Below are 24254 nucleotides of genomic sequence, written 5' to 3' on the forward strand. Positions count from 1 at the left end.
GGATCAGAGCATGGAACGCTTAAACAAGGTCGTCGTTTTTACTGCCAGTTGCGTCAGCATTCCCGTTATTGAGTTGCTTGCCAGTCAAAACAAGCTGGTGGGCGTGGTGACGTTATCACTAGAAGATCTCGGTGACAGCCGATTAGTCGGGGATCTACAACAATTGAATCAGCAACTGGTACAGGCAAATATTCCCCAGGTTGATCTGAATGATAATCGCTTGCTGGCCCAGTTCGACTACTGGCAAGCCAGCGCGGGGTTAGTCTTCGGATTTTCTCATAAAATCGATGCGCAGGTTTGTGACTACTTCGATGGTGAGATTTTTAATCTCCATGCGTCCGATCTGCCTGCTTACAGGGGTAGCAACCCCATCTATTGGCAATTGCGCGATAACCTTACCCAAACCCAACTGACTGTGCACCGCCTAACTCAGCAGATGGATAGCGGTGAGATAGGCTTGCAAGCGCCGCTAGCTATTCATCCTTTTGATAATCATCAGAGCCTCGGTCTACGTGTGATGCAAGCCGCCCCGCAGTTGGTGGCCGATTTTATCGCCGGCTACGAAGCTGGTGCCATTGAATGGCGGGCGCAGCAAGGCGAGGTATCGCTGGCTCCGAGAGTGAATGCTGATAATGCTCAGCTTATTTGGTCCGAGCATACCGTGGCCGATTTTATCGGTGCGGCACGGGCCGGTAATCCCCATCATGGTGGCGTGGCGGTTCGAGTCAATGGTGGCACGTTCAATGTCATGCAAATCACTGCCAACTCCCAGCCAAGCTATGGCTGTGTTCCGGGTACCGTGTTGGCGGTTGATAAAGAAAAGGGGTTGATTGTGGCAGCCAAAGATGGCGCAGTGCGTCTGGATGTGATCGTCGCCCAATCGGGCTATTACAGTGGCTATCAGTTCGCCGTGTTTTACCAGCTAGATGCCGGAATGATTTTGGGGTAGGCGAGGCAAACTTCGCCACCTTGCTGATAGTTCACAGTTATGTAGTCGTGACTATCTCCATTAATTGTAAGGAGAAAGTTCATGGAAACCTATATAGGAAGTATTCATACCGTTGGGTTCAACTTTGCCCCGAAAGGCAGTTCATTTTGTCAAGGACAATTGCTGCCAATTAATAACAATGAGGCGGTTTTTGCCTTGCTTGGAACCACGTTTGGTGGGGATGGTAGAACAACACTTGGCTTACCTGATTTACAGGGGCGTTCTCCTGTGGGTGTAGGGCAAGGAAAAGGTTTGTCAACAATAATGTGGGGCCAGAGCTATGGCTCTGAACTTACGACGCTGAGTTTAGACAATCTTCCTCAACATTCACATGTGGCTGAGTTTAACCCGTCTGGCGGTGGCGGTAGCGTTGAGGTGTCAGTGATGGCCTCTAAAAAAGCGGGCGATACGTCTGCTAAAGATAATGCTGTTTTAGCGAATGCGACCGAAGGTATGGGTTTACAAACAGCCTATGCCGCAAACCCTGCTGATGCTGATCTTGTTTCTCTTGGTGGCGTGCGCGTGCAGGGGAGCGGTGGCGGAACGGTGGCAGTTGGAAACACAGGTTCAAACCAAGCATTTGGAATTCGAAACCCGTATTTGGGGCTGTACCACATCATTTCCCTAGTGGGGGTATTTCCATCGCGCAACTAAGGAAGGGGTCTAGTTCATCATAGATAATTGTCAAGGATCACTATAAAGGGCTGAGCACCACAAGGATGTGGTAACTGGGGGAGAAATAGATATGGATGGTTTGTTTAGATTTAGTCCAAATAACTTGAGAAATTGTTGGAGAGCTATAATTTTTTATAGTGCAGCCTTGGGTCTAATATATTCTGGGCAAGTGAACAGTGCGATTGTGGTAAATGACACCAATGGCTGGGCGTTTAATATTTGGTCTTCTAGTCAGTACGGTTCGGAGTGGGGGCAGACGTTTGAAGCTCCTGCAACTGGTGTGGTTACCAAAGTAGAACTTGTTTCAAACCAATCATCTACATGTACAATTCAATTTTATGAATTTAGTGGTAGTAAAGGTGCGTCAATAGGTAGTGAACAACAATGGAATATCACTAATACGTTCATCACTAGTACAGAGCAGAATGGTTATAGTTTTAGTGAAATTTCCCTTACCGACTCTGTACCTGTTACTGAAGGGAATACTTATCTTTTTACGCTAATGCCCGCTGATTGTCATAGCATTAACTATTCGGATAGTAGCAAGTCAGCTAATTACGGAAACCCACCATTTTATCCTAATGGAAATCTGTATTTAGATGGTGCTGTTTTTCCCGATTATGACCTAACCTTCAGACTGACGGTGACACCCTCGTCGGCAGGTAACACAGCACCAATCATTTCAGGGGCGCCGGCGACCTCGGTCAACCAGGACGCCAGCTACAGCTTCACGCCAGTGGCCAGTGATCTCGACAACGATGATCTGACTTTCAGTATCGACAACCAGCCTTCGTGGGCGAGCTTTAATAGCGCCAGTGGGCAGCTATCCGGCACGCCGACCAATGACGATGTCGGCACCACGTCGAACATCGTGATTCATGTCAGTGATGGGGTAGAGACGGATAGTCTTGGTCCATTCAGCCTAGAGGTGGTCAATGTCAATGATGCACCGACGATTTCGGGGACGCCGGCGACTTCGGTCAACCAGGGTGCCAGCTACAGCTTCACGCCAGTGGCCAGCGATATCGACAGCGATGCGCTGACCTTTGGTATCGACAATCTGCCGGCTTGGGCGAGCTTTAATACCGCCAGCGGGCAGCTATCCGGCACGCCGAGCAATGATGATGTCGGCACCACTGCGAACATCGTGATTCGTGTCAGCGACGGCAACGAGACCGTGAGTCTGGCCGCGTTCAACCTGGAAGTGGTGAACGTTAATGACGCACCTGTTATTTCGGGAACACCTGCAACTTCAGTCAACCAGGATGCCAGCTACAGCTTCACGCCAGTGGCCAGCGATATCGACAACGATGCACTGGCCTTCAGTATCGACAACCTGCCGGCGTGGGCGAGCTTCAATACCGCCACCGGACAGCTGAGCGGCACGCCGAGCAACGACGATGTCGGGACTACATCGAACATCGTGATTCATGTCAGCGATGGCAACGAGAGTGCGAGCCTTGTGGCGTTCAACCTGGAAGTGGTCAATGTCAATGATGCACCGACGATTTCGGGGACTCCGGCGACCAGCGTCCAGCAGGATGCCAGCTACAGCTTTACGCCAGTGGCCAGTGATATCGACAACGATGCGCTGACTTTCGGTATCGACAACTTGCCGGTCTGGGCGAGCTTCAATACCGCCAGCGGTGTGCTTTCCGGCACGCCGAGCAACGACGATGTCGGCACCACGTCGAACATCGTGATCACCGTGAGCGATGGCACCGAGACAGTGAGCCTTGTGGCGTTCAACCTGGAGGTCGTGAACGTCAATGACGTGCCGACGATATCGGGCACCCCGGCGACCAGCGTCCAGCAGGATGCCAGTTACAGCTTCACGCCAGTAGCCAGTGATATCGACAACGATGACTTGACCTTCAGCATTGATAATTTGCCGAGTTGGGCGAGCTTTAATACCGCCAGCGGTCTGCTTTCCGGTACGCCGAGCAACGACGATGTCGGCACCACGGCGAACATCGTGATTCATGTCAGCGATGGCAACGAGAGTGCGAGCCTTGTGGCGTTCAACCTGGAAGTGGTCAATGTCAATGATGCACCGACGATTTCGGGCACCCCGGCGACCAGCGTCCAGCAGGATGCCAGCTACAGCTTTACGCCAGTGGCCAGCGATATCGACAACGATGCGCTGACCTTCGGTATCGACAACCTGCCGGTCTGGGCGAGCTTCAATACCGCCAGCGGTGTGCTTTCCGGCACGCCGAGCAACGACGATGTCGGCACCACGTCGAACATCGTGATTCATGTCAGCGATGGCAACGAGAGTGCGAGCCTTGTGGCGTTCAACCTGGAAGTGGTCAATGTCAATGATGCACCGACGATTTCGGGCACCCCGGCGACCAGCGTCCAGCAGGATGCCAGCTACAGCTTTACGCCAGTGGCCAGCGATATCGACAACGATGCGCTGACCTTCGGTATCGACAACCTGCCGGTCTGGGCGAGCTTCAATACCGCCAGCGGTGTGCTTTCCGGCACGCCGAGCAACGACGATGTCGGCACCACGTCGAACATCGTGATTCATGTCAGTGATGGCAACGAGACCGCGAGTCTGGCGGCGTTCAATCTCGAGGTAGTCAATGTTAATGATGCACCGACGATATCGGGCACCCCGGCGACCAGCGTGCAGCAGGATGCCAGTTACAGCTTCACGCCAGTGGCCAGTGATCTCGACAACGACGCGCTGACCTTCGGTATCGACAACCAGCCGGCGTGGGCGAGCTTCAATACTGCCACCGGGCTGCTATCCGGCACGCCGAGCAACGACGATGTCGGGACTACATCGAACATCGTGATTCATGTCAGTGACGGCAACGAAACCGCGAGTCTGGCGGCGTTCAACCTGGAAGTCGTGAATGTTAACGATGCACCGACGATTTCGGGCACCCCGGCGACCAGCGTGCAGCAGGATGCCAGTTACAGCTTCACGCCAGTGGCCAGTGATCTCGACAACGACGCGCTGACCTTCGGTATTGACAACCAGCCATCGTGGGCGAGCTTCAATACCGCGAGCGGGCAGCTGTTCGGCACGCCGAGCAACGACGATGTCGGCACCACGTCGAATATCGTGATTCATGTCAGTGACGGCACGGAAACGGTCAGCTTGGCCGCGTTTAGCCTAGAAGTGGTCAACGTCAACGACGCGCCGACCATATCGGGGACTCCGGCGACTTCGGTCAACCAGGATGCCAGCTACAGCTTCACGCCAGTGGCCAGCGATATCGACAATGATGACCTGACCTTCAGCATTGATAATTTGCCGGTCTGGGCGAGCTTCAATACCGGCAGCGGTTTGCTCAGCGGTACGCCGACTAACGGCGATGTCGGGACTACATCGAACATCGTGATTCATGTCAGTGATGGAGTAGAGACGGATAGTCTTGGTCCATTCAGCCTAGAGGTGGTCAATGTCAATGATGCACCGACGATTTCGGGGACTCCGGCGACCAGCGTGCAGCAGGATGCCAGCTACAGCTTCACGCCAGTGGCCAGCGATATCGACAACGATGACTTGACCTTCAGCATTGATAATTTGCCGGCATGGGCGAGCTTCAATACCGCCACCGGACAGCTGAGCGGCACGCCGAGCAACGACGATGTCGGCACCACGTCGAACATCGTGATTCATGTCAGTGATGGGATAGAGACGGATAGTCTTGGTCCATTCAGCCTAGAGGTGGTGAATGTTAACGACGCGCCGACCATTTCGGGCACCCCGGCGACCAGCGTCCAGCAGGATGCGAGCTACAGCTTCACGCCGGTAGCCAGCGATATCGACAACGATGCGCTGACTTTCGGTATCGACAACCTGCCGGTCTGGGCGAGCTTCAATACCGCCAGCGGTCTGCTTTCCGGCACGCCAACCAATGATGATGTTGGGACTATATCGAATATCGTGATTCATGTCAGTGATGGCAACGAGACCGCGAGTCTGGCGGCGTTCAATCTCGAGGTAGTCAATGTTAATGATGCACCGACTATCAGCGGCATCCCGGCGACTTCGGTCAACCAGGATGCCAGCTACAGCTTCACGCCAGTAGCCAGTGATATCGACAACGATGACTTGACCTTCAGCATTGATAATCTGCCGGCGTGGGCGAGCTTCAATACCGCCAGCGGGCAGCTTTCCGGTACGCCGAGCAACGACGATGTCGGCACTACATCGAATATCGTGATTCATGTCAGTGATGGCAACGAGACCGCGAGTCTGGCGGCGTTCAATCTCGAGGTAGTCAATGTTAATGATGCACCGACGATATCGGGCACCCCGGCGACCAGCGTGCAGCAGGATGCCAGTTACAGCTTCACGCCAGTGGCCAGTGATCTCGACAACGACGCGCTGACCTTCGGTATCGACAACCAGCCAGCGTGGGCGAGCTTCAATACTGCTACCGGGCTGCTATCCGGCACGCCGAGCAACGACGATGTCGGCACCACGTCGAACATCGTGATTCATGTCAGTGACGGCAACGAAACCGCGAGTCTGGCGGCGTTCAACCTGGAAGTCGTGAATGTTAACGATGCACCGACGATTTCGGGGACGCCGGCGACTTCGGTCAACCAGGATGCCAGTTACAGCTTCACGCCGGTAGCCAGTGATCTCGACAACGATGCGCTGACCTTCGGTATCGACAACCTGCCGGTCTGGGCGAGTTTCAATACCGCCAACGGGCAGTTGAGCGGCACGCCGACCAACGACGATGTCGGCACCACGGCGAACATCGTGATTCATGTCAGTGACGGCACGGAAACGGTCAGCTTGGCCGCGTTTAGCCTAGAAGTGGTGAACGTCAACGACGCGCCGACCATATCGGGGGCTCCGGCGACCTCGGTCAACCAGGATGCCAGCTACAGCTTTACGCCAGTAGCCAGTGATATCGACAACGATGACTTGACCTTCAGTATCGACAACCAGCCTTCGTGGGCGAGCTTTAATACCGCCAGCGGGCAGCTTTCCGGTACGCCGAGCAACGACGATGTCGGCACTACATCGAATATCGTGATTCATGTCAGTGATGGCAACGAGACCGCGAGTCTGGCGGCGTTCAATCTCGAGGTAGTCAATGTTAATGATGCACCGACGATATCGGGCACCCCGGCGACCAGCGTGCAGCAGGATGCCAGTTACAGCTTCACGCCAGTGGCCAGCGATATCGACAACGATGACTTGACCTTCAGCATTGATAATCTGCCGGCGTGGGCGAGCTTCAATACCGCCAGCGGGCAGCTTTCCGGTACGCCGAGCAACGACGATGTCGGCACTACATCGAATATCGTGATTCATGTCAGTGATGGCAACGAGACCGCGAGTCTGGCGGCGTTCAACCTAGAAGTGGTGAACGTCAACGACGCGCCGACCATTTCGGGCACCCCGGCGACCAGCGTCCAGCAGGATGCCAGCTACAGCTTTACGCCAGTGGCCAGCGATATCGACAACGATGCGCTGACCTTCGGTATCGACAACCTGCCGGTCTGGGCGAGCTTCAATACCGCCAGCGGTGTGCTTTCCGGCACGCCGAGCAACGACGATGTCGGCACCACGTCGAACATCGTGATTCATGTCAGTGATGGCAACGAGACCGCGAGTCTGGCGGCGTTCAATCTCGAGGTAGTCAATGTTAATGATGCACCGACGATATCGGGCACCCCGGCGACCAGCGTGCAGCAGGATGCCAGTTACAGCTTCACGCCAGTGGCCAGTGATCTCGACAACGACGCGCTGACCTTCGGTATCGACAACCAGCCGGCGTGGGCGAGCTTCAATACTGCCACCGGGCTGCTATCCGGCACGCCGAGCAACGACGATGTCGGCACCACGGCGAACATCGTGATCACCGTGAGTGATGGTAACGAAACCGCGAGTCTGGTCGCGTTTAACCTGGAAGTGGTGAATGTCAATGACGCGCCGGTTTCTGTTGATGACATTGCGGAGACAAATGAAGATGAGTCAGTACTGATTGACATTCTGAGCAATGATTACGATATCGATCAGAACCTGGTGGTATCCAGCGTTAGCATAGAAACTGCCCCAGAACACGGTACTGCTCAGTTTGATACTGGAACAGGAAAAGTGACCTACCAGCCTGAAAATGATTTCAATGGTACCGATATCTTCTCCTACAGAGTCAAAGATAGCGATTTAAGTCAATCTGAACTGGCAACAGTCACCATAACAGTCACACCTGTTAATGATGCACCGGTCGCTGCTGCATTTAACGAAAAAACGGCAGAGGACAACCCTTTAGTTCTGGCGGTAAGAATTGCATCATCGGACTCTGAAGAGGGAACACCCGCAGGGGATATCGAAATAGTGGTTCATCCTGAGTACGGTGTAGCTACCGTAGTCGACAGCGCCAATATTCGTTATATGCCCAATGATGATTATTTTGGCCAAGATGAATTGACCTACCGCATCTACGATGAAGCAGGACTCGCATCGGAAAATGCAGAAATCAAGATTTTGGTAGGGGCAATTAACGACCGACCAGTTGCCAGAGATGATGAGGTAACGACATTTGAGGACGAGCCAGTTGATATCGCGATTTTGTCGAACGACAGTGATATTGAAGATGGCAGTGGCGAGGCTGGGTTTGCATCTTCGCAGATCACCCTCATTGACCAAGGCTCTTTGCATATAGGTTCAGTCTCAGTGCTCGCAGATGGAAAGCTAAGGTATGTCCCTGATGCGGATGCTAATGGCACTGAATTGATCTCGTACTCGATTACTGATAGCGATGGTTATGAGTCGTTAGCCGCAACGGTGACTGTTACGATTACTCCTGTAAACGATTCACCTGTTGCTATCGATAACCAAGCTCAATTGCTCGAAGAGGGCACGCTAGAGATTAACGTCTTGGGCAATGACTACGATGTCGACGAGGGTGATCAGCTAGACGTTTCATCGGTAGAAATTGTGACAATGCCACAAGGCGGGACGGTCAGTGTAACGCCGACCGGCGCAATACGTTACCAGGCCATTGAGAATTTCTTCGGTGATGACTTATTTAGTTATCAGGTCAAGGACTTGACTGGTGACGTGTCTAACATTGCCATGGTGGACCTGACCGTTATGCCGGTCAATGATGTGCCGATTATCGTTGACGACACCATCACGGAAACATATACGGAGCAAAATCAGTTTGAACTCGATGTGCTAAGCAATGATGTCGATGTGGATGGTGACGAATTGAGCATTGTTGCGGCCCAGGCCAGCGTGGGAACAGTAACAATCGAGAATAACAAGCTTAATTTTGTTGCACCCGCAGGCTTTACCGGCAATGTTGAAATCAGCTATTTGGTTACTGATGAACACAGTGAGTTAGTCAGTGCGACGGTCAATTTAACCATTGAAGGAGATGTTCAGTTAGGAACACCTGTTATCAATGAACCCGATGACGTTGAGGTCAACGCAACAGGACTCTTTACTAAAGTTGATCTCGGTATTGCCTCAGCATTTGATTCTGTGGGTAACCCGCTGAGTGTTTCTTTGGTCGATAATCGGCTTTACTTCCCTCCTGGTAAGAATATTGCTTATTGGCAAACCAAAGATGCCCAAGGAAATACTGCGGAGGCAAGCCAGCGAGTCATGGTACACCCGTTAGTGTCTATCGAAAAAGATCGAGTGACAGCGGAAGGAAGTCGTCACCAGGTTAAGGTTCACTTAAATGGGGCCTCTCCGAGCTACCCTGTTGTCATCCCTTACACCATATCGGGAAGTGTGGATAACAAAGACCACGATCTAGAAGAAGGCAAAGTTGTTATTGAAGACGGTGTGGAAGGTTCGATCACGTTTTCGATAGCTGCTGATGGTATCAGTGAAGGCGATGAAGAGTTGATTATCACCTTGGATCAAAGCGTGAATCTTGGTAGCAAGTCAGTGTTCCACCTGCTTATCAAAGAGGACAATATTCCACCTCAGCTAACAGCTACTGTGAGTCAGTCTGGTCAAAATCGTCAGTTGATCACCAACAGTGCCGATTTGGTCACAATCAGAACTACGGTTATTGACGCAAATGTTTTGGATAGCCACCAATATAGCTGGGATACGGATGAGCCTTTGATCATTAACCAAAGTGATAATGAAGAGGAGTTTGTGTTTTCCCCCCAGTCGCTTTTGCCAGGGCATTATCGAATCAGCTTGACGGTGATGGATAATGCTTCTGTTCCGGCATTGGTGAAAAAGGACATTTATTTCGAGGTGGTCTCGCAATTGGCTTCGCTTGGCACTGAGGATAGTGATGGTGATTTGATGCCTGATAGCGAAGAGGGCTTTGCCGACAGCGATGATGATGGTATCCCTGATTACCTTGATGCAATCAATGAATGTAATGTCCTCCAAGAGCGTGCTCTCGAGTCGGATAGCTACCTGATCGAAGGGAACCCAGGGGTCTGCTTGCGTAAAGGTGTGAGTGTTGCCGCGAATGCATCGGGAGGAACGCAGTTATTTGATGACGAGGTTGAGCAGGAATTTGGAAGCGATACGGAAGCAACCAATATCGGTGGGGTGTTCGATTTCATCGCTTACGGACTACCGACGCCAGGTCAAACTTATCAGGTGGTCTTTCCTCAGCGTCTTCCTATTCCGGCCAATGCTGTTTACCGAAAATACTCGGAGGAGAATGGGTGGTTTGATTTTGTCATAGACAGTAATAACTACTTGTCGTCAACCGCGGGTGAGGCAGGGTATTGCCCGCCGCCAGGAAGTGAACTTTGGGTTGTTGGCCTTAAAGAGGGAGATTGGTGTGTTCAGCTCACGATAGAAGATGGTGGCCCGAATGATGATGATGGTACGGTAAACGGTAGCATTATGGATCCGGGCGGTGTAGCGGCAAAAGCCAGTGAAAACGTGCTTCCCGTCGCTGAGCCTGATATCGCGATAGTGGGTAAGAATGCTTCTGTCATGATTGATGTGTTAGCAAATGACAGTGACGTAGGCGGGGATACCCTCAGTATTGTCAATGCGTCGGTTAACTTCGGCCAGGCTGAGATCATTAATGGTCAACTCTATTATACGGCTGAAACGGGCTACCTCGGTGAGGCGTTGATTGCCTACAGTATTACAGATAGTCGAGGAGGGACTGCCACTGCGACGGCTACCGTCACGGTTGTTAACAGCCAGTCGCCGGTTGCGGTGGCAGATGATGCACAAGCCGTCACTCAGGAAACGGTGCTTATCGATGTTCTGGCAAATGACTACGATCCTGATAGCGATCAATTAGCAATACTCGCTGCTAGTGCGACGAATGGTAAGGTTGTGATTAATAGCAATCAAACCTTGAGTTATCAATCTGATGCTGGGTTTGAAGGGATAGATACCATCAGCTATCAAATTACAGATATGTTTGGTTTGACGTCGGTAGCTAACGTCAAGGTCACTGTCCGTAATGTCAGTTCAACCTACGTGAAAAACTCAGGAGGAGGCAGCATGGGCGGAGTAGGGATAATGATGCTGATGTTGTTAGCGCTTTGTAAGTGGGGGGCTTCCAAAAGCCGTTCATTGATACGCATGATACTGTTGTTTATGCTGCCTTTCAGTTTACAGGCTCAGGCTGGTTGGTATGTAGAGGCGGATATCGGCATGAGTAAAGCTCGAGATGATTTGGGTTCGACCCAAGCAGAGATCATCAATATCGAGGATGATGATCTTTACTGGGCTGTTGGGGCAGGTTATTCGATCACGCCTGATTGGGATGTAACGATTAGGTATATTGATCAGGGCAAAGGAGCGGCGACCTTAGCCGGAGGGCTTGGTCTGACAGACGCTGAGCATCAATCTGTATCTCGAATAACGCCTGTACTGGTGCAAGGTTTTGGTATCGATACACGATATGCATTCTGGCGGCAACATCAAGTATCACTTGCCGGAGTAGTGGGAGCCATGTTTTGGCAGGCAGATATAGAGAGCCTATATCAAGGAAAGGTAATTACCCATGATGACGACGGTGTGGATCCTTATTTAGGCTTAGAATTGAGTTATGCTTTCACTCCGCAGTGGCTAGTTAGCTTGGCTGTTAACCGTTACTTTATCGATGCCAATGACGTAGATTCGTTCAGTGTTAAGCTGAAGTACCAACTTCCCGGTTTCTGATATCATTAACAATTGAAAGTAGCTCATTCAGCAGTAAACAATGAAGCCATTTACGAGCTGTAAATGGCTTTTCTTTATCAAGAAGAGCAGCTGATTTCCAACTTTTTGCCCCATTCAGGTGGGCGTTTTGCAAAGGCATCGAATTCCGGGTGTTCCTCAAAGGGATGTTGGAGGATGGCCAGTAGTTGCTCGATCATGGAAAAATCCCCTTTTTCTGCCAGCTCAATGGCTTGCTGGGCGAGGTAGTTCCTCAGGATAAACTTGGGGTTGGTTGATCTCATGAGATCGAGGCGATCTGCATCATCTAACGATTCTTTTTCCAGCCGATCTGAATATAAAGACAGCCAGGCAGCCAAAGGGGCGAGATCTTCAAACAGGGCCTGAAAGTGGTGACTGGCTGATAGGAGTTCGGCATGAGGGAGCGACGATAACGTGCGGAAGAACAGCGTGTAGTCAACGGCTTGGGATTTCAATAAATCAAACAAACCAGCAAATAGCGCGGTATCTTGTTCGAGTGTTGCTTTCAATCCCAGCTTATGGCGCATTTTCTTGTTGTAAGCTTTCTGCAATAGCGGCTGATAGTTCTGAAGGGCCTGATCAATGGCTTGTTTTTCCAACAGCGGGGTTAATGCATAGCCCAGAGCGGATAAATTCCACAAGGCGATCGTTGGTTGCTGGTTGAACGCATATCGGCCGGAGTAATCAGAGTGGTTACAAATATAGCCGGGCTCGTAGTCATCGAGAAAGCCGTATGGACCGTAATCGAACGTCAGGCCGAGTACCGACATATTGTCGGTATTCATCACCCCATGAGCAAATCCTACCGCTTGCCAGTCGGCTATCATTTCGGCGGTAAGTTGAACTATGTGGTTGAACATCTCGCGATACTGGTCGGTCTCATTATTATGGCGATTGATTTCAGGAAAGTGATGGCTGATTAGATAGTCGGCCAGTAGTTTTAATTCGGCATATTGCTGGGTATAAAAAAAGTACTCGAAATGACCGAACCTTAGGTGGCTGTCCGCCACCCGGATCAAGGTTGCTCCGCGCTCGACCGTTTCTCGAAATACTGGGGTATTGCTCGAGAGCACCGCCAATGCATGGGTAGTTTTGATGCCTAGTCCTGCCATTGCGGCGCTGGCCAGGTATTCACGGATGCTGGAGCGCAATACAGCCCGGCCGTCACCTTGGCGCGAGTAGGGGGTAAGGCCGGAGCCTTTCAGGTGTATATCCCACTTTTGCCCGGAAGATGTCAGTACTTCTCCCATTAGCAAGCCTCGTCCGTCACCCAGATCAGGGTTATATTGGCCAAATTGATGGCCGGTGTACTTCATGGCAAGAGGAGCCATCGCTGGGTGCTCATCGTTGCCGGTAAAGAGGTCAACAAAGTATTGGGTATGGGCTTGAGCCGGATCAAGCTCAAGCATTTGGCAAACGCGGTTGTTCACACTGACCAGGAAAGGATCATCAAGCGGCTGAGGTTTGATGAAGGTACCAAAACTTTTCGGTAGGGCACTGTAGGTGTTGTTGAAGACGAGCTCGGACAGTTTTTTCATATAGGGATCATCTAAATGGCTTCCCTTTAAGCGTATCAACTGTCCGCGAGGTTACAACGGAGAGAGTGTAGGGTTATTCCCCGTTGTAGGTTTCAATCGGCTCGATATCGACAATTTTCGAGCGGTTCATAATCACTTTCCAGCGTTGGATCGAAATGGTCTTGTCATCAACTTTCTCCCGGGTGACAAGGTTGATCAAATGGCGCTTTTCTACCGACTCCTTAGAGACCTGGCCGTCTTTGAGCTGGTAGATTTTCTGCGAGCCTTTCTCCATCAGACGGGTAATAGTGCGGAGATCCAACATAATGGATTCACGGGTTTGCTCATAACCGGTCAGGAATTTGGTGGGTGACATCCGGGTCGTGCTCTTGTAATGCAGTACGGTTTCCTCGTGCTGGGAGACTTTGTGCTTGCGTACTTTTCGGATTTCCTTGTCGAGTTCCTTGAAGGCGCAGTATTCCATCCATTCAAGCTGGCGGCCAATCAATTGGTTTGAGTTGACGTCAAAGAATTGCTTGCGCCATTTCGGCTTGCCTTTACGCACCCAGCGCCAAAGCATGGTTTTCAAGTCATCCTTGAATACTTCACGGGCGGCATAGATGAAAGAGAGCACCAAAATGAAAGAGGCGGTAATATCGCCGAGTACCCCTCGTGCTTTGATGAGCATTAACGTTACGAAAATCATCACAAACCCTGCAGCAAAACCGGTCACAATTTTTCGTGTATTCTGCCCGAGCTCGGTGGTTTTTTCCTTCATGGTTACCGGGTACTCAATCAAGCGGCGCAACAGGCGCATCTTGTTTGACATCCGGGTAGGATCTTCCATGGCCTTGGACGAGTTGTAGTCATGGTTGCTGCGATGCTCAGACTCTCTTTCACAGACTTCAAGCAGCAGTGATTTTATTTCGCTATAGTCACTGCTTCTTGGTAAGTGGGCGACCATCTCTAGCAAGCGTTGTTCGGTAAACCATGATAGGTAGTTATCGACATTCTCATAGTATTTGTGCAGTTTTTTGTCGGTTGGCACATTACGGCGAAGTCGCTTGAGGATCCGCATCGTGAGTTGGGCGACTTCTTCGACTTCATCGAGCGAACGATCTTCTTTGTCATCAAGCAGCTGCTGGGTGGTTTTCTCAAGCGCCAAGGCGTATTGATACGCATAGAGGCTCAAGCTCAAACGGTACTGCTCGGTCGATAACTTACCTCGGCTGGCAAGGCGGCTGTGGACCAAGGGTAAATGGTTTACGTCACTGTAGTAGGTGCGCTTGCCCTGGATAGCATTGTGGAAAAATTCATCCTCAGCAATGATATTGCTGTTTAATCCGAGTTCACCGGGAACGAAAATAAAGAGATCCAGTTGTCTATTGGTTGTTTCAGGGATGACGTGGGAAATTTTGAGTTTGTGCCCGTCTTTTTTTTCAACTGTGATCACTCTACTACACTACCTCACATTAGCTAGGGGATATCAATATAGCGTTAACTGTCGGAATTAATATTAATTTTAGATGAATTAGTCAGTTATTAGCAGACTTATTTGGAATTTGGCGCTTTATTAGAGTGAAAAATAAGCAAAAAATGAAAGATAGGTCAGGCGCATTGGGTTAACATCACGTATAATGCGCCGCCTGATGTTAAGATGAAGCTGTTGCGAAGCTTCGCATACTGGCGGCTGTGAGATGAGCAGGCCGTTTTATTTACCCAGAGAGTGTCGAAAGAATGATTAGAATTGGACAATACAACACATTAGAGGTCGTCAAGCTGGTTGATTTTGGCGTATTCCTTGATGGTGGTGAAGACTTTGGCAATATCCTACTGCCTAAAGCTTGTGTTCCTGCTGGCACTGAGCTGGGTGATAAGCTGGAAGTCTTTGTATATTTCGACTCTGAAGATGACATCATTGCAACGACCAAGCAGCCTTACGCGGTAGTGGGGGATTTCGCCTTGCTACGCGTGGTCGGTATTTGTGGCGTGGGGGCATTCGTTGACTGGGGCCTGGAAAAAGATTTGCTTGTTCCTTTCAGTGAGCAACGCCGCCGCCTTGAAGTCGGCCAGGACATCATGGTGCGTGTTTACACGGATAAAGCATCAGGCCGTATTGTTGGTTCCACCAAGTTCAACCGTTTCTTGGATAAAACACCCGCTAAATACAAAGTCGGCGAAGAAGTCCAGGTGCTGATCGCTGAAATTACCGATCTGGGTTACAAAGCGGTGATTGAAGACAAACACTGGGGACTGCTGTTCAAAACAGAATCATTTGGCAAGCTGTTCCCGGGCAAGAAGCTGAAAGCTTACATTAAAGAAATCCGCCCAGACGGCAAGATCAACCTGTCGCTGCAAAAAGCAGGTAAGGCTAAGGTTGATGACTTGGCCGATAAAATTCTGACGACCCTTGAGCGCAAGGGTGGTTTTGTTCCGCTGAGCGACAAGTCGTCACCAGATGAAATCTTCAAAGAATTCCGTACCAGTAAAGCGACCTTCAAGAAGACTATCGGTGCCCTGTACAAAAAAGGCATTATTATTATTGAGCGTGATGGAATTCGCTTGAACGATAATTAACCAGTGTAAGGTTGTGATACTGAATCAAAAGCCGGTGTTTATCACCGGCTTTTTTGTGAGCAGTAGCATATCACCCGAGTGAATATGTGTGTATGTTAAAAGCGGTTTAACCCTTTATTACAACCATCACAAGGATAGATTATGCAAGGAAGTAAGCTAACAGTGATCGCTGCTGCTGTCGCAATGCTAGCGGCAAGCCCAACTTGGGCGGCAGATGTCCCCGATAATGTGACATTAGCCAAAGTTCAGGAGATCGTTCGTGGCAATGGCGATGAAGTTCCGACTTTAGACCCTTCTTATTCTTCAGATACCTCCAGTGCCCGCGTTATTGCCGATATGTTCGAGGGGCTGGTGACCCAAAGCCCCGATGGCGAGATTATTCCTGCGCTGGCAACGCATTGGGAACAATCGGATGACGGTAAAATGTTTACCTTCCATCTGCGCGATGGCATTAAATGGTCAAACGGTGAGCCAATTGTTGCCGGTGACTTCGAGTACAGTTTCAAGCGGGTGGTGGATCCGAAAACCGGTGCGCCGTATGCGTGGTATTACAGTACTGCCCATATTCTTAACGCTGATAAAATCAACGAAGGCAAGCTGCCGGTGGAGCAGCTTGGTGTCAAAGCGCTTGATGACAAAACGTTGCAGGTCACTCTTGATAAGCCGGTACCGTATTTCGTCAAAATGATGGTTCACGAGTCGACATTCCCTGTCTACCGTCCCGCCATCGAAGCTCATGGCGATGCATGGACCAAGCCGGAGAATATTGTTACCAGCAGTGCTTATAAATTGGCTAACTGGACGCTGAATGAGCGCATTGTGCTGGAGCGCAACCCGCAATATTGGAACAACGACAAAACTGTCGTCAACAAGGTTACGTATTTGCCAATTGCTGATATGACAGCGGAATATAACCGTTTCCGGACTGGGGAGATCCATATCACCTCGTCATTCCCTCTCGAGCAATACAATGCAATTAAAAAACAGCGCCCGGAAGAGCTGTTGACCATGCCATCGCTCGGCACTTACTACTACTTATTCAATGTCAGCAAAGCACCGTTTGATGATCCAAGGGTCCGCAAGGCTCTGGCCTATGCGATTGATCGTGACGTTGTCACCAAGGTGATCCTTGGCCAAGGACAGGTACCTGCTTATGGGGTGACCCCGCCATCCGTAGACGGCTTTGTACCGCCGAAATTGGCATGGGGGCAGCTAAGCCAGAAAGAGCGTAACCAGAAGGCCAAAGAACTACTTGCTGAGGCGGGCTTTGACAAGTCCAATCCACTTTCTTTCGAGTTGGTGTACAACACCTCAGAATCGCACAAGAAGTTGGCGATTGTGATGTCGTCGATGTGGAACAAGACCCTGGGTGCCAAGGTCAACTTGGCCAACCAAGAGTGGAAGACGTTTTTGCAGAAACTTGGCCAGAAAGACTTTACGGTAGCCCGTTATGCCTGGGTAGGGGATTACAACGAAGCCTCAACCTTCTTGTCTTATTTCGAAAGTACCGGAATGAACTACTCTCGCTGGTCGAGTGATGCCTATGACGAGGCAATGGCCAAAGCTATCCAATCGCCAAGCAATGACGAGCGTAACAAGTACTACCAGCAGGCGGAGCAGGTTTTCTCTGAAGAGATGCCAGCTATCCCGCTTTATCACTACACGCGTTCAGTGCTCAAGAGCACAAAAGTTGGCGGCTACTCGGCCACCAATGCAGCAGAAGCGCGATACAGTCGTGATTTGTACCTGATGCAGTAAGACTCTTCAAATTAGATATTATTGCCTATCAAGCCGGACGATTGTCCGGCTTTTATTTGGCAAGGTGATCGAACAGGGCGATGGCATCATGTATTCCCTGGATCCCCATTTGCATCCCGATGACTGTCAGGATTAATCCCATTAGCCGGGTGACGATACTTATTCCGTTATCCCCAAGCACACTCACCAGTTTCTGGCCATAAATAAAACAAACCAGACTGATTAGGCACAGCACTGCAAAGGCTGAAATTGTGACCGCTATACTCAGAAAACCACCTGCCGCAGAATAGTTCATGGCGGTTGCGATGGTGCCTGGCCCTGCCAGTATAGGGAGGGCAAGCGGAGAAATCGCGACGTCCTGATCTTCACTGACGGTTTTGCTTTGGTTATCTTCTTCTTGATGACGATGCATTGAAGAGCTGCTGCCCTGCAGCATGTGGTAACCAACCAAGAATACCAAGATGCCCCCTGAAATGCGAAGTGCAGGTAGGGTAATACCGAAAACGTGAAAAATCCCTTTGCCGAGCAAGCTGAAAGCCGCCACGATGCAAAATGCAGTAACTAGGGCTTTGAAGGCTGTCGCTCTCTGCTGCTGGCGGGTTTGCGCACTGGTTAAACCGATGAATACCGCGGTGTTAGCGATCGGGTTCATAATGGCGAAGAAACCCATAAAGACGGTTACGCTAACAGTCAGTAAATCGTGCATTGGAGCGCTCCCTGAGCATAAGATTAACTTATTGTTTTACTAAATCTTAGTTAGAAAACTGCTGGGGTAAAGAAAGTCGGTGATAAATGAGAGGCTTTTATCATTTTGCAGAAAAGCCGGTGTTTCTGCACCGGCTTGAAGGGGGAGTCTCTTAGCTGCTTACGAGTTCACATCTACATTTTTTAAGATGAAGTCTGACTCATACACAGGTAGGTTACTGTCAGCTGGCTTTTCATTCATGCCAATGACTTCAACCATCACGGTAGTTTCTGAGATCGTGTTGCCAATACCGTACAGGAAATCGTTGCTCGAGTAACCAAACCCGGTTGAGCTACCTGTTTGGTCGCGGAAGTTCTGTTCGCCGCGAAGAGCAAAGTAAGGATAGCCGGCACCTTGCGCTAGCTCTGCTGCTTTGTGGAGCAGGTAGTTTCGGGCCAGTGTGCGGTCAGTATTTTCGTTGCCGATAAAACTGATTTGCCAAGTATCCTGAGCAAGAGGTGTAACTTCGAAGCCTTTACCGAATGACCAGAAAGAGTCACGGTCGGTATCATAAGGGGTTGCACAGCCCGCAAGTAGCAATGCGCTCAAACCACATGCGATCAGTCCGATTTTTTTCATTATATACGCCCTATAAAACACTGTTCATTAATGTGTCGATAGTAGCACTAATTTAATGCTATTCATTGCTTTTATGCGCAACCCATACAAACCCATACATTTGGTGAATGTGATTGGCGCGGGAAAAAGAAAAGCCAGCAGGAAATACCTGCTGGCTTCAAAATTGGCTGCAAATTAAATTGCTAGGTATTAACCACAAACCTGGCAGTTAGGTTGCTTGCCGAGTTTCATTTCCCGCCAGCTCATGGTCATGGCATCGAGCATCAGGATTTTACCCGTCAGGGGCTGTCCCATATTGGCGGCGACTTTAATCGCTTCCATGGCTTGTACCGCGCCCACAATGCCAACTACCGGCGACATGATCCCGGCTTCTACGCACGTCAGGGCTTGCTGGCCAAATAGGGCGCTCAGGCACTGGTAGCAAGGCTCGTTATCCTGATAGGTATAAACACTGATCTGGCCTTCCATGCGGATAGCTGCACCGGAAATCAACGGAGTCTTGGTTTCGAAACACAACCGATTTAGCTGGTTTCGTGTGTCCACGTTATCACAACAATCGAGCACCATATCATGCTGCTCAATAAGCGCTTTCAGAGCTTCGTCATCAAGACGTTTTGCCACGGTTGCGATAACGGTATTCGGGTTGATCGTCTGCAGAGCCCGCTTGGCAGAGTCGACTTTCAGCATGCCGACCGTGCTGTCGTTGTGCAGAACCTGTCGCTGGAGGTTGGACACTTCGACTTTATCGTCATCGATCAAGGTAAGCTTGCCAACGCCGGCGGCTGCGAGGTATTGGCTGGATGCACAACCCAACCCACCGGCACCAAGGATCAGCATCGAGGTGGCTTTGAGCGCTTCCTGGCCATCAAAATCAAATTGCCTAAGAATAATCTGGCGGTTATAGCGCAGCATCTCTGCATCGGTAAGTTCTACCACTGTATATTCCTGTCGGTAGTTATGTGCGGGAGGCGTACTCGCCGGTTGGCGAGCACCGTCTTTAGCGTATTTAGTACATTGCGTGGTTGAACAGCTCGATCGTCACTTCTTCGCCCGGCATCACACGGCCGCGCTCTTGCTCGAGCACTACAAAGCAGTTGGCCTGGTGCATCGAGCTAAAGGCGCCTGAGCCCTGGTTGCCTGTCGTTGCCACTTCAACCAGGCCTTCGCTGTTCAGTTGGTAGATGCCACGTTGGTAGTCGGCACGGCCCGGACGCTTTTTAAAGACCGTTGTCGCCTTGGCTTTCAGGCGCTGCGGTGGCTGGTATTGGCTATGGCCCGACAGCTTGGCCAGCATGGGCTGTACCAGTTGGTAAAGCGTGACCATGGCCGATACCGGGTTGCCCGGCAGGCCACAGAACCAAGTGTTTTTGATGGTACCGAAGGCAAAAGGTTTGCCCGGTTTCATCGCAATTTTCCAAAAGCCGATCTCGCCTTGCTCATCCAAGATGTCTTTGGTGTAGTCGGCTTCGCCCACGCTGACACCACCGGAGGTAACCAATACATCGGCGGTGGTGGCTTTATCGAAGGCTTCACGCAGTTTTTCAGGACAGTCAGGGATAATCCCCAGATCCATTACGTCACAACCGAATTTTTCCAATAGAGCACGGATGCCGTAGCGGTTGCTGTCGTAGATCTGACCCGCTTCCAGCGGCTCGCCAACCGGGCGAAGCTCATCACCGGTCGAGAAGAAAGCAACCACTGGGCGACGATAAACGGGCAGGGTAGCAATACCCAGAGAAGCCAGCAGTGGCATCTCGCGGGCGGTGATACGGTTTCCTTTTGCGACGACCACATCACCCTGATGAACATCATCACCAATAGGGCGGACGTTCTCGCCGTGAGAGACCTTGGCCGTGAAGCGGATGTTATCACCGTCGACATCGGTTTCTTCCTGCATGATAACGGTATCAGCACCTTCTGGCATTTGAGCACCGGTCATGATGCGGATACATTCGCCAGGCTGGCAAACACCGTCGTAGGGGATGCCGGCAAACGACTTACCTGCCATGCGCAAGGTATCTGTACTTTCCAGATCAGCAATGCGCAGGGCATAGCCATCCATTGCCGAGTTAGCAAAAGGGGGTACGTTAATTGGTGAGCAAATATCTTCAGCCAGCACCAAGCCCATACCGTCAGAAAGAGAAACTGATGTTACATCTTTGAGTGGTTCAACCTGGTCAAGAATTTTAGTCAGTGCGGTTTCGACTGGCATTAAGCCTGGAGTGTCACAACATCCCATAATAGGTATCCGTCTATCGTCGTTATATGTTTTAGTGGCGTAATTATGACAAAAAAAGGTCACTAGCACTAATACCTGAGTAGTTTTGTAGTGTAATTCCTAGTGTATTTTTGATCATTTAAAGGTATCCTTCCGTCTCAAAGTTTGCTGGCACTCGTATTTGGGCGTGTTTTGTACATATAAGTAACTAAAATTACTTGATGTTTGCCTTAAGCCCAGCCGGTTGGAGGAAAAGAATGACTGCATTTAGCGAATCTGCATTGAAGGTGCGCCAAGCACTGGTTGAGCGTGGCCTAGAAACCCCGATGACTGACAAGGTGGTAAGCCGCGAAGAAAAGAAGGAAAAAATCGAGTATCACATGCGTGAGATCCTCGAGCTTCTTTCACTGGATTTAACCGATGACAGCCTGGTTGAAACTCCCCATCGAATCGCGAAAATGTATGTTGACGAAGTGTTTTCTGGTCTAGATTACGCCAACTTCCCGAAGATCACCGTCATCGAGAACAAGATGAAGTGTGATGAAATGGTTCGCGTGAAAGACATTACCCTGACCAGTACCTGTGAGCACCACTTGGTGACTATTGATGGTACTGCGACAGTCGCTTACATTCCGCGCGGTAAGATCATTGGCCTGTCCAAGATCAATCGTATCGTCCGTTTCTTTGCCCAGCGCCCGCAGGTACAGGAGCGTATGACCCAACAAATTTTGGTGGCACTGCAAACCCTGCTGGAAAGCGATGATGTTGCGGTCACCATGGATGCAACCCACTACTGCGTGAAAGCGCGCGGTGTAATGGATGCGACCAGTACCACGACGACAACAGCCTTGGGTGGTATTTTTAAGCGCAACCCAGCCACCCGCGCTGAATTTCTGCACGGCCTGCGTTAATCTTTATTTGACGCCCATCTAGAATAATTTATTATGAAACAAGCCAGTAGATAACCTACTGGCTTTTTTGTAGCTATCGTTTTTTCATCTGGATACTGAAAGGCTTATGGATTTAATTAAACTATCCCGAATCAGCATGAAGCATCTCATTACACTGCATGTGATGCTGGACACGCTCAGTGTCACTGCCAGTGCTGAGCGGTTATGCCTGAGCCCGTCCTCTGTCAGTAAAACCTTGACCCAGTTGAGGGAGAGCCTCAATGATGAGCTGTTCTACCGCCATGGTAACCAGCTTGTCGCGACGCCGCTGGCGCGCCGCCTGGGGCCAACCGTGCATCAGATGATCAACGAGATGAACCAGATGTTGACGCAGGAGGCTTTTGATCCGGCGTCTTACCAGGGGCGTTTTTCGTTGGCGATGCGCGAAAGCACCTTCGAATTGTTAGCGGCCAAGCTCAGTGCCAGAGTGTTGGAGCAAGCGCCGGGTATGCGGTTGGAAATTTGGTCGCGGGACAACATGGGTTTTGACAGCCTTGCCAAAGGCCAGTTGGATTTCATTATCTTGCCCCATGACAAGAGCCAGCCGCCGAGCACCCAGAATAATTTGGTTTGGGAAACCTTATTAGATGACGAAATGGTGTGCTTGATGAATCCTAACCATCCGCTGGCAGGCAAGAAACTGACCATCGATGATTACCTGAGCTACGGTCACGTTGGTATTACTGATAACGACTTGAATGTGCCGTTTTTCGAGCTGCAGCTTGCCCAGCAGCACCAGAAACGCAAAATTGCGGTTCATGTGCCGGATTTTGGTGGCGCAGCCTTGATGTGCCACCACAGTGATTTGTTATTCACTTGCTCGCGTCAATGGGCCGATGTCGCTCTTCAGGCCAAAGCGTTAATCACCAAACCGTTGCCTTTCAATTACGGCGAAGTGTCTTACAGTCTTGTCTGGCACCAGCCGAGTATGAATGATCCGGCTCAGCGTTGGCTGTACGAGCAAATTATTTCGGTCGCCAAAGGGTCATAGCCTTTTGAATGTCGTACATGAAAGGAAAAGTGCTAAGTGAATCGTAAGGCTTAGGTTTTGTTGCCGGCCCGAGTGCTTTTACGGTATTGCGAAGGGCTTATGCCGGTCCACTTTTGGAAGGCATGGCGAAAATTGGCACTGTCTGAAAAGCTGATGCGTTCGGCAATCTCATCCAGGCTCATGTGCGTCGTCTTTAGATAATCTTTGGCCAGGTTAGAGCGTACTTGATCCAGCAAGGACTGATAGCTTGTGCCCAGGTTGGTCAAGCGCCGGCGAAGGGTACGTGAAGACATGGAAAAGTGGTCAGCGACCTGTTCGATGTTCGGGTAGCGTCCTGAGCATTCAACAAAGAGCAACGAGACTTTGTCGGCCAATGTCGTAGGGTGGCTTAGCTTAGAGAGCATGTCATCGCAAGACTGCAGGCACATTTTCAACGTCAGAGGGTTGGTTGTTGGCAGTGGGCGTGCCAACCACTCCGAGTCAAAATGCCATTCGAGTTTGTTGCTGTTGAATACCACGGGGCATTGGAAGATTTCTTGGTACAGGTGGCTGTAGCTCGGCTCGGGAAAAGGAAAGTAGAGTTTCTGAGCTGGAAAGCGTGTCTGGGTGACTTCTTCGCATAGTGATTTGATGGCACTGAACCAGTATTCGGCACAGAAACGGAGTAGTTTTGCATCGAGCTCCAGCAACTCTTCGCCACTGAATCCACCGATATCTCCATTGATCCACATTTTTTTGCGTAATACCGGACCCGCGAGGCGGAGGTATTTAAAGCCAATAAGCAGTGCCTCACCGAGAGTCGCACTGCTGAAGACGGCATAGCCGAGGACACCAAAATCACTAAATCGAGCTTGGTTGCCTACCAGCAGGCCAAGTCCGGGCTGAGAGGATAAATCGATGGCATTAGCAAATACTGCCAATTTATCCCGGTAGCGAATGTGGGTGTTGGGCGAGGCCAGATCATCAGGTGTTAGGTTGCTGCCCGAGAGTAAGGTTTCAACAGCAATTCCTTCTTTCTCGAGCATTTTTACCAAGAGTTGAATATCTAATATACCGTAAGTGTAATCGTTGGCACTCGGGGCGTAATCAGCAATATATTCCATATTTTCATTCTAGATTGACCATACGCAACAGATTAC

14 protein-coding genes are annotated in these 24254 nt (G+C 50.5%); 7 read left to right on the plus strand and 7 right to left on the minus strand.

All coding sequences use genetic code 11. The features are described 5' to 3' along the window. Positions 1-10: 10 nt before the first annotated feature. The 3 genes from PTW35_RS08135 to PTW35_RS08145 all read left to right on the plus strand — a co-directional run bounded on the left by PTW35_RS08135 (position 11) and on the right by PTW35_RS08145 (position 11762). On the plus strand, positions 11-949 hold the full coding sequence (locus PTW35_RS08135; protein ID WP_281027251.1) for a formyltransferase family protein: 939 nt from the start codon (positions 11-13) through the stop codon (positions 947-949). Between the two features lie 81 nt (positions 950-1030). Then, positions 1031-1642 carry a tail fiber protein gene (locus tag PTW35_RS08140; protein WP_281027252.1) on the plus strand — a complete coding sequence of 204 codons (612 nt, stop codon included), beginning with the start codon at positions 1031-1033 and terminating at the stop codon, positions 1640-1642. Positions 1643-2306: 664 nt separating this feature from the next. Beyond that, positions 2307-11762: an Ig-like domain-containing protein gene (locus PTW35_RS08145; RefSeq protein ID WP_281027253.1), complete on the plus strand. Its 9456-nt coding sequence runs from the start codon at positions 2307-2309 to the stop codon at positions 11760-11762. A gap of 77 nt (positions 11763-11839) precedes the next feature. Here the strand turns inward: PTW35_RS08145 and PTW35_RS08150 are convergent, their stop codons facing one another. Both PTW35_RS08150 and PTW35_RS08155 read right to left on the minus strand, forming a co-directional pair. Beyond that, on the minus strand, positions 11840-13318 hold the full coding sequence (locus PTW35_RS08150; protein WP_281027254.1) for a protein adenylyltransferase SelO: 1479 nt from the start codon (positions 13316-13318) through the stop codon (positions 11840-11842). A 73-nt stretch (positions 13319-13391) separates the two neighbouring features. After that, complete coding sequence (locus PTW35_RS08155) at positions 13392-14750, minus strand: hypothetical protein (protein ID WP_281027255.1); 1359 nt, start codon at positions 14748-14750, stop codon at positions 13392-13394. Positions 14751-15034: 284 nt separating this feature from the next. Between PTW35_RS08155 and PTW35_RS08160 the strand changes: the two genes are divergently transcribed. Continuing rightward, positions 15035-15874, plus strand: a complete 840-nt coding sequence (locus tag PTW35_RS08160; RefSeq protein WP_281027256.1) for a S1-like domain-containing RNA-binding protein — start codon at positions 15035-15037, stop codon at positions 15872-15874. A gap of 141 nt (positions 15875-16015) precedes the next feature. Next, on the plus strand, positions 16016-17632 hold the full coding sequence (locus PTW35_RS08165) for a peptide ABC transporter substrate-binding protein (RefSeq protein WP_281027257.1): 1617 nt from the start codon (positions 16016-16018) through the stop codon (positions 17630-17632). A gap of 52 nt (positions 17633-17684) precedes the next feature. Here the strand turns inward: PTW35_RS08165 and PTW35_RS08170 are convergent, their stop codons facing one another. The 4 genes from PTW35_RS08170 to moeA all read right to left on the minus strand — a co-directional run bounded on the left by PTW35_RS08170 (position 17685) and on the right by moeA (position 21195). After that, positions 17685-18338 carry a MarC family protein gene (locus PTW35_RS08170; protein ID WP_281027258.1) on the minus strand — a complete coding sequence of 218 codons (654 nt, stop codon included), beginning with the start codon at positions 18336-18338 and terminating at the stop codon, positions 17685-17687. Positions 18339-18497: 159 nt separating this feature from the next. Continuing rightward, a complete protein-coding gene (locus tag PTW35_RS08175; RefSeq protein WP_281027259.1) occupies positions 18498-18956 on the minus strand; it encodes a hypothetical protein in 459 nt (152 codons plus the stop codon). A 189-nt stretch (positions 18957-19145) separates the two neighbouring features. Continuing rightward, a complete protein-coding gene (moeB, locus tag PTW35_RS08180) occupies positions 19146-19892 on the minus strand; it encodes a molybdopterin-synthase adenylyltransferase MoeB (RefSeq protein WP_281027260.1) in 747 nt (248 codons plus the stop codon). Positions 19893-19962: 70 nt separating this feature from the next. After that, positions 19963-21195, minus strand: coding sequence for a molybdopterin molybdotransferase MoeA (moeA, locus tag PTW35_RS08185; RefSeq protein WP_281027261.1), 1233 nt, complete (start codon positions 21193-21195; stop codon positions 19963-19965). Between the two features lie 236 nt (positions 21196-21431). Between moeA and folE the strand changes: the two genes are divergently transcribed. Further along, positions 21432-22085: a GTP cyclohydrolase I FolE gene (folE, locus tag PTW35_RS08190; RefSeq protein ID WP_039456800.1), complete on the plus strand. Its 654-nt coding sequence runs from the start codon at positions 21432-21434 to the stop codon at positions 22083-22085. A gap of 106 nt (positions 22086-22191) precedes the next feature. Continuing rightward, a complete protein-coding gene (locus tag PTW35_RS08195; protein ID WP_044623228.1) occupies positions 22192-23115 on the plus strand; it encodes a LysR family transcriptional regulator in 924 nt (307 codons plus the stop codon). 50 nt (positions 23116-23165) lie between these two features. On the opposite strand, the gene PTW35_RS08200 is transcribed toward PTW35_RS08195, so the two are convergent. Continuing rightward, positions 23166-24218 carry an AraC family transcriptional regulator gene (locus PTW35_RS08200; protein WP_281027262.1) on the minus strand — a complete coding sequence of 351 codons (1053 nt, stop codon included), beginning with the start codon at positions 24216-24218 and terminating at the stop codon, positions 23166-23168. Between the last annotated feature and the right edge of the window lie 36 nt (positions 24219-24254).

This window comes from Photobacterium sp. DA100, from assembly GCF_029223585.1.
In the GTDB taxonomy this organism is placed as follows: Bacteria; Pseudomonadota; Gammaproteobacteria; order Enterobacterales; family Vibrionaceae; genus Photobacterium.

Bases quoted from the DNA above. Each gene is read 5' to 3' on its own strand.
- PTW35_RS08160 (WP_281027256.1), top strand. From the start codon at position 15,035: ATGATTAGAATTGGACAATACAACACATTAGAGGTCGTCAAGCTGGTT.
- folE (WP_039456800.1), top strand. From the start codon at position 21,432: ATGACTGCATTTAGCGAATCTGCATTGAAGGTGCGCCAAGCACTGGTT.
- PTW35_RS08170 (WP_281027258.1), bottom strand. From the start codon at position 18,338: ATGCACGATTTACTGACTGTTAGCGTAACCGTCTTTATGGGTTTCTTC.
- PTW35_RS08195 (WP_044623228.1), top strand. From the start codon at position 22,192: ATGGATTTAATTAAACTATCCCGAATCAGCATGAAGCATCTCATTACA.
- PTW35_RS08175 (WP_281027259.1), bottom strand. From the start codon at position 18,956: ATGAAAAAAATCGGACTGATCGCATGTGGTTTGAGCGCATTGCTACTT.
- moeA (WP_281027261.1), bottom strand. From the start codon at position 21,195: ATGGGATGTTGTGACACTCCAGGCTTAATGCCAGTCGAAACCGCACTG.
- PTW35_RS08140 (WP_281027252.1), top strand. From the start codon at position 1,031: ATGGAAACCTATATAGGAAGTATTCATACCGTTGGGTTCAACTTTGCC.
- PTW35_RS08135 (WP_281027251.1), top strand. From the start codon at position 11: ATGGAACGCTTAAACAAGGTCGTCGTTTTTACTGCCAGTTGCGTCAGC.
- PTW35_RS08150 (WP_281027254.1), bottom strand. From the start codon at position 13,318: ATGAAAAAACTGTCCGAGCTCGTCTTCAACAACACCTACAGTGCCCTA.
- PTW35_RS08165 (WP_281027257.1), top strand. From the start codon at position 16,016: ATGCAAGGAAGTAAGCTAACAGTGATCGCTGCTGCTGTCGCAATGCTA.
- PTW35_RS08200 (WP_281027262.1), bottom strand. From the start codon at position 24,218: ATGGAATATATTGCTGATTACGCCCCGAGTGCCAACGATTACACTTAC.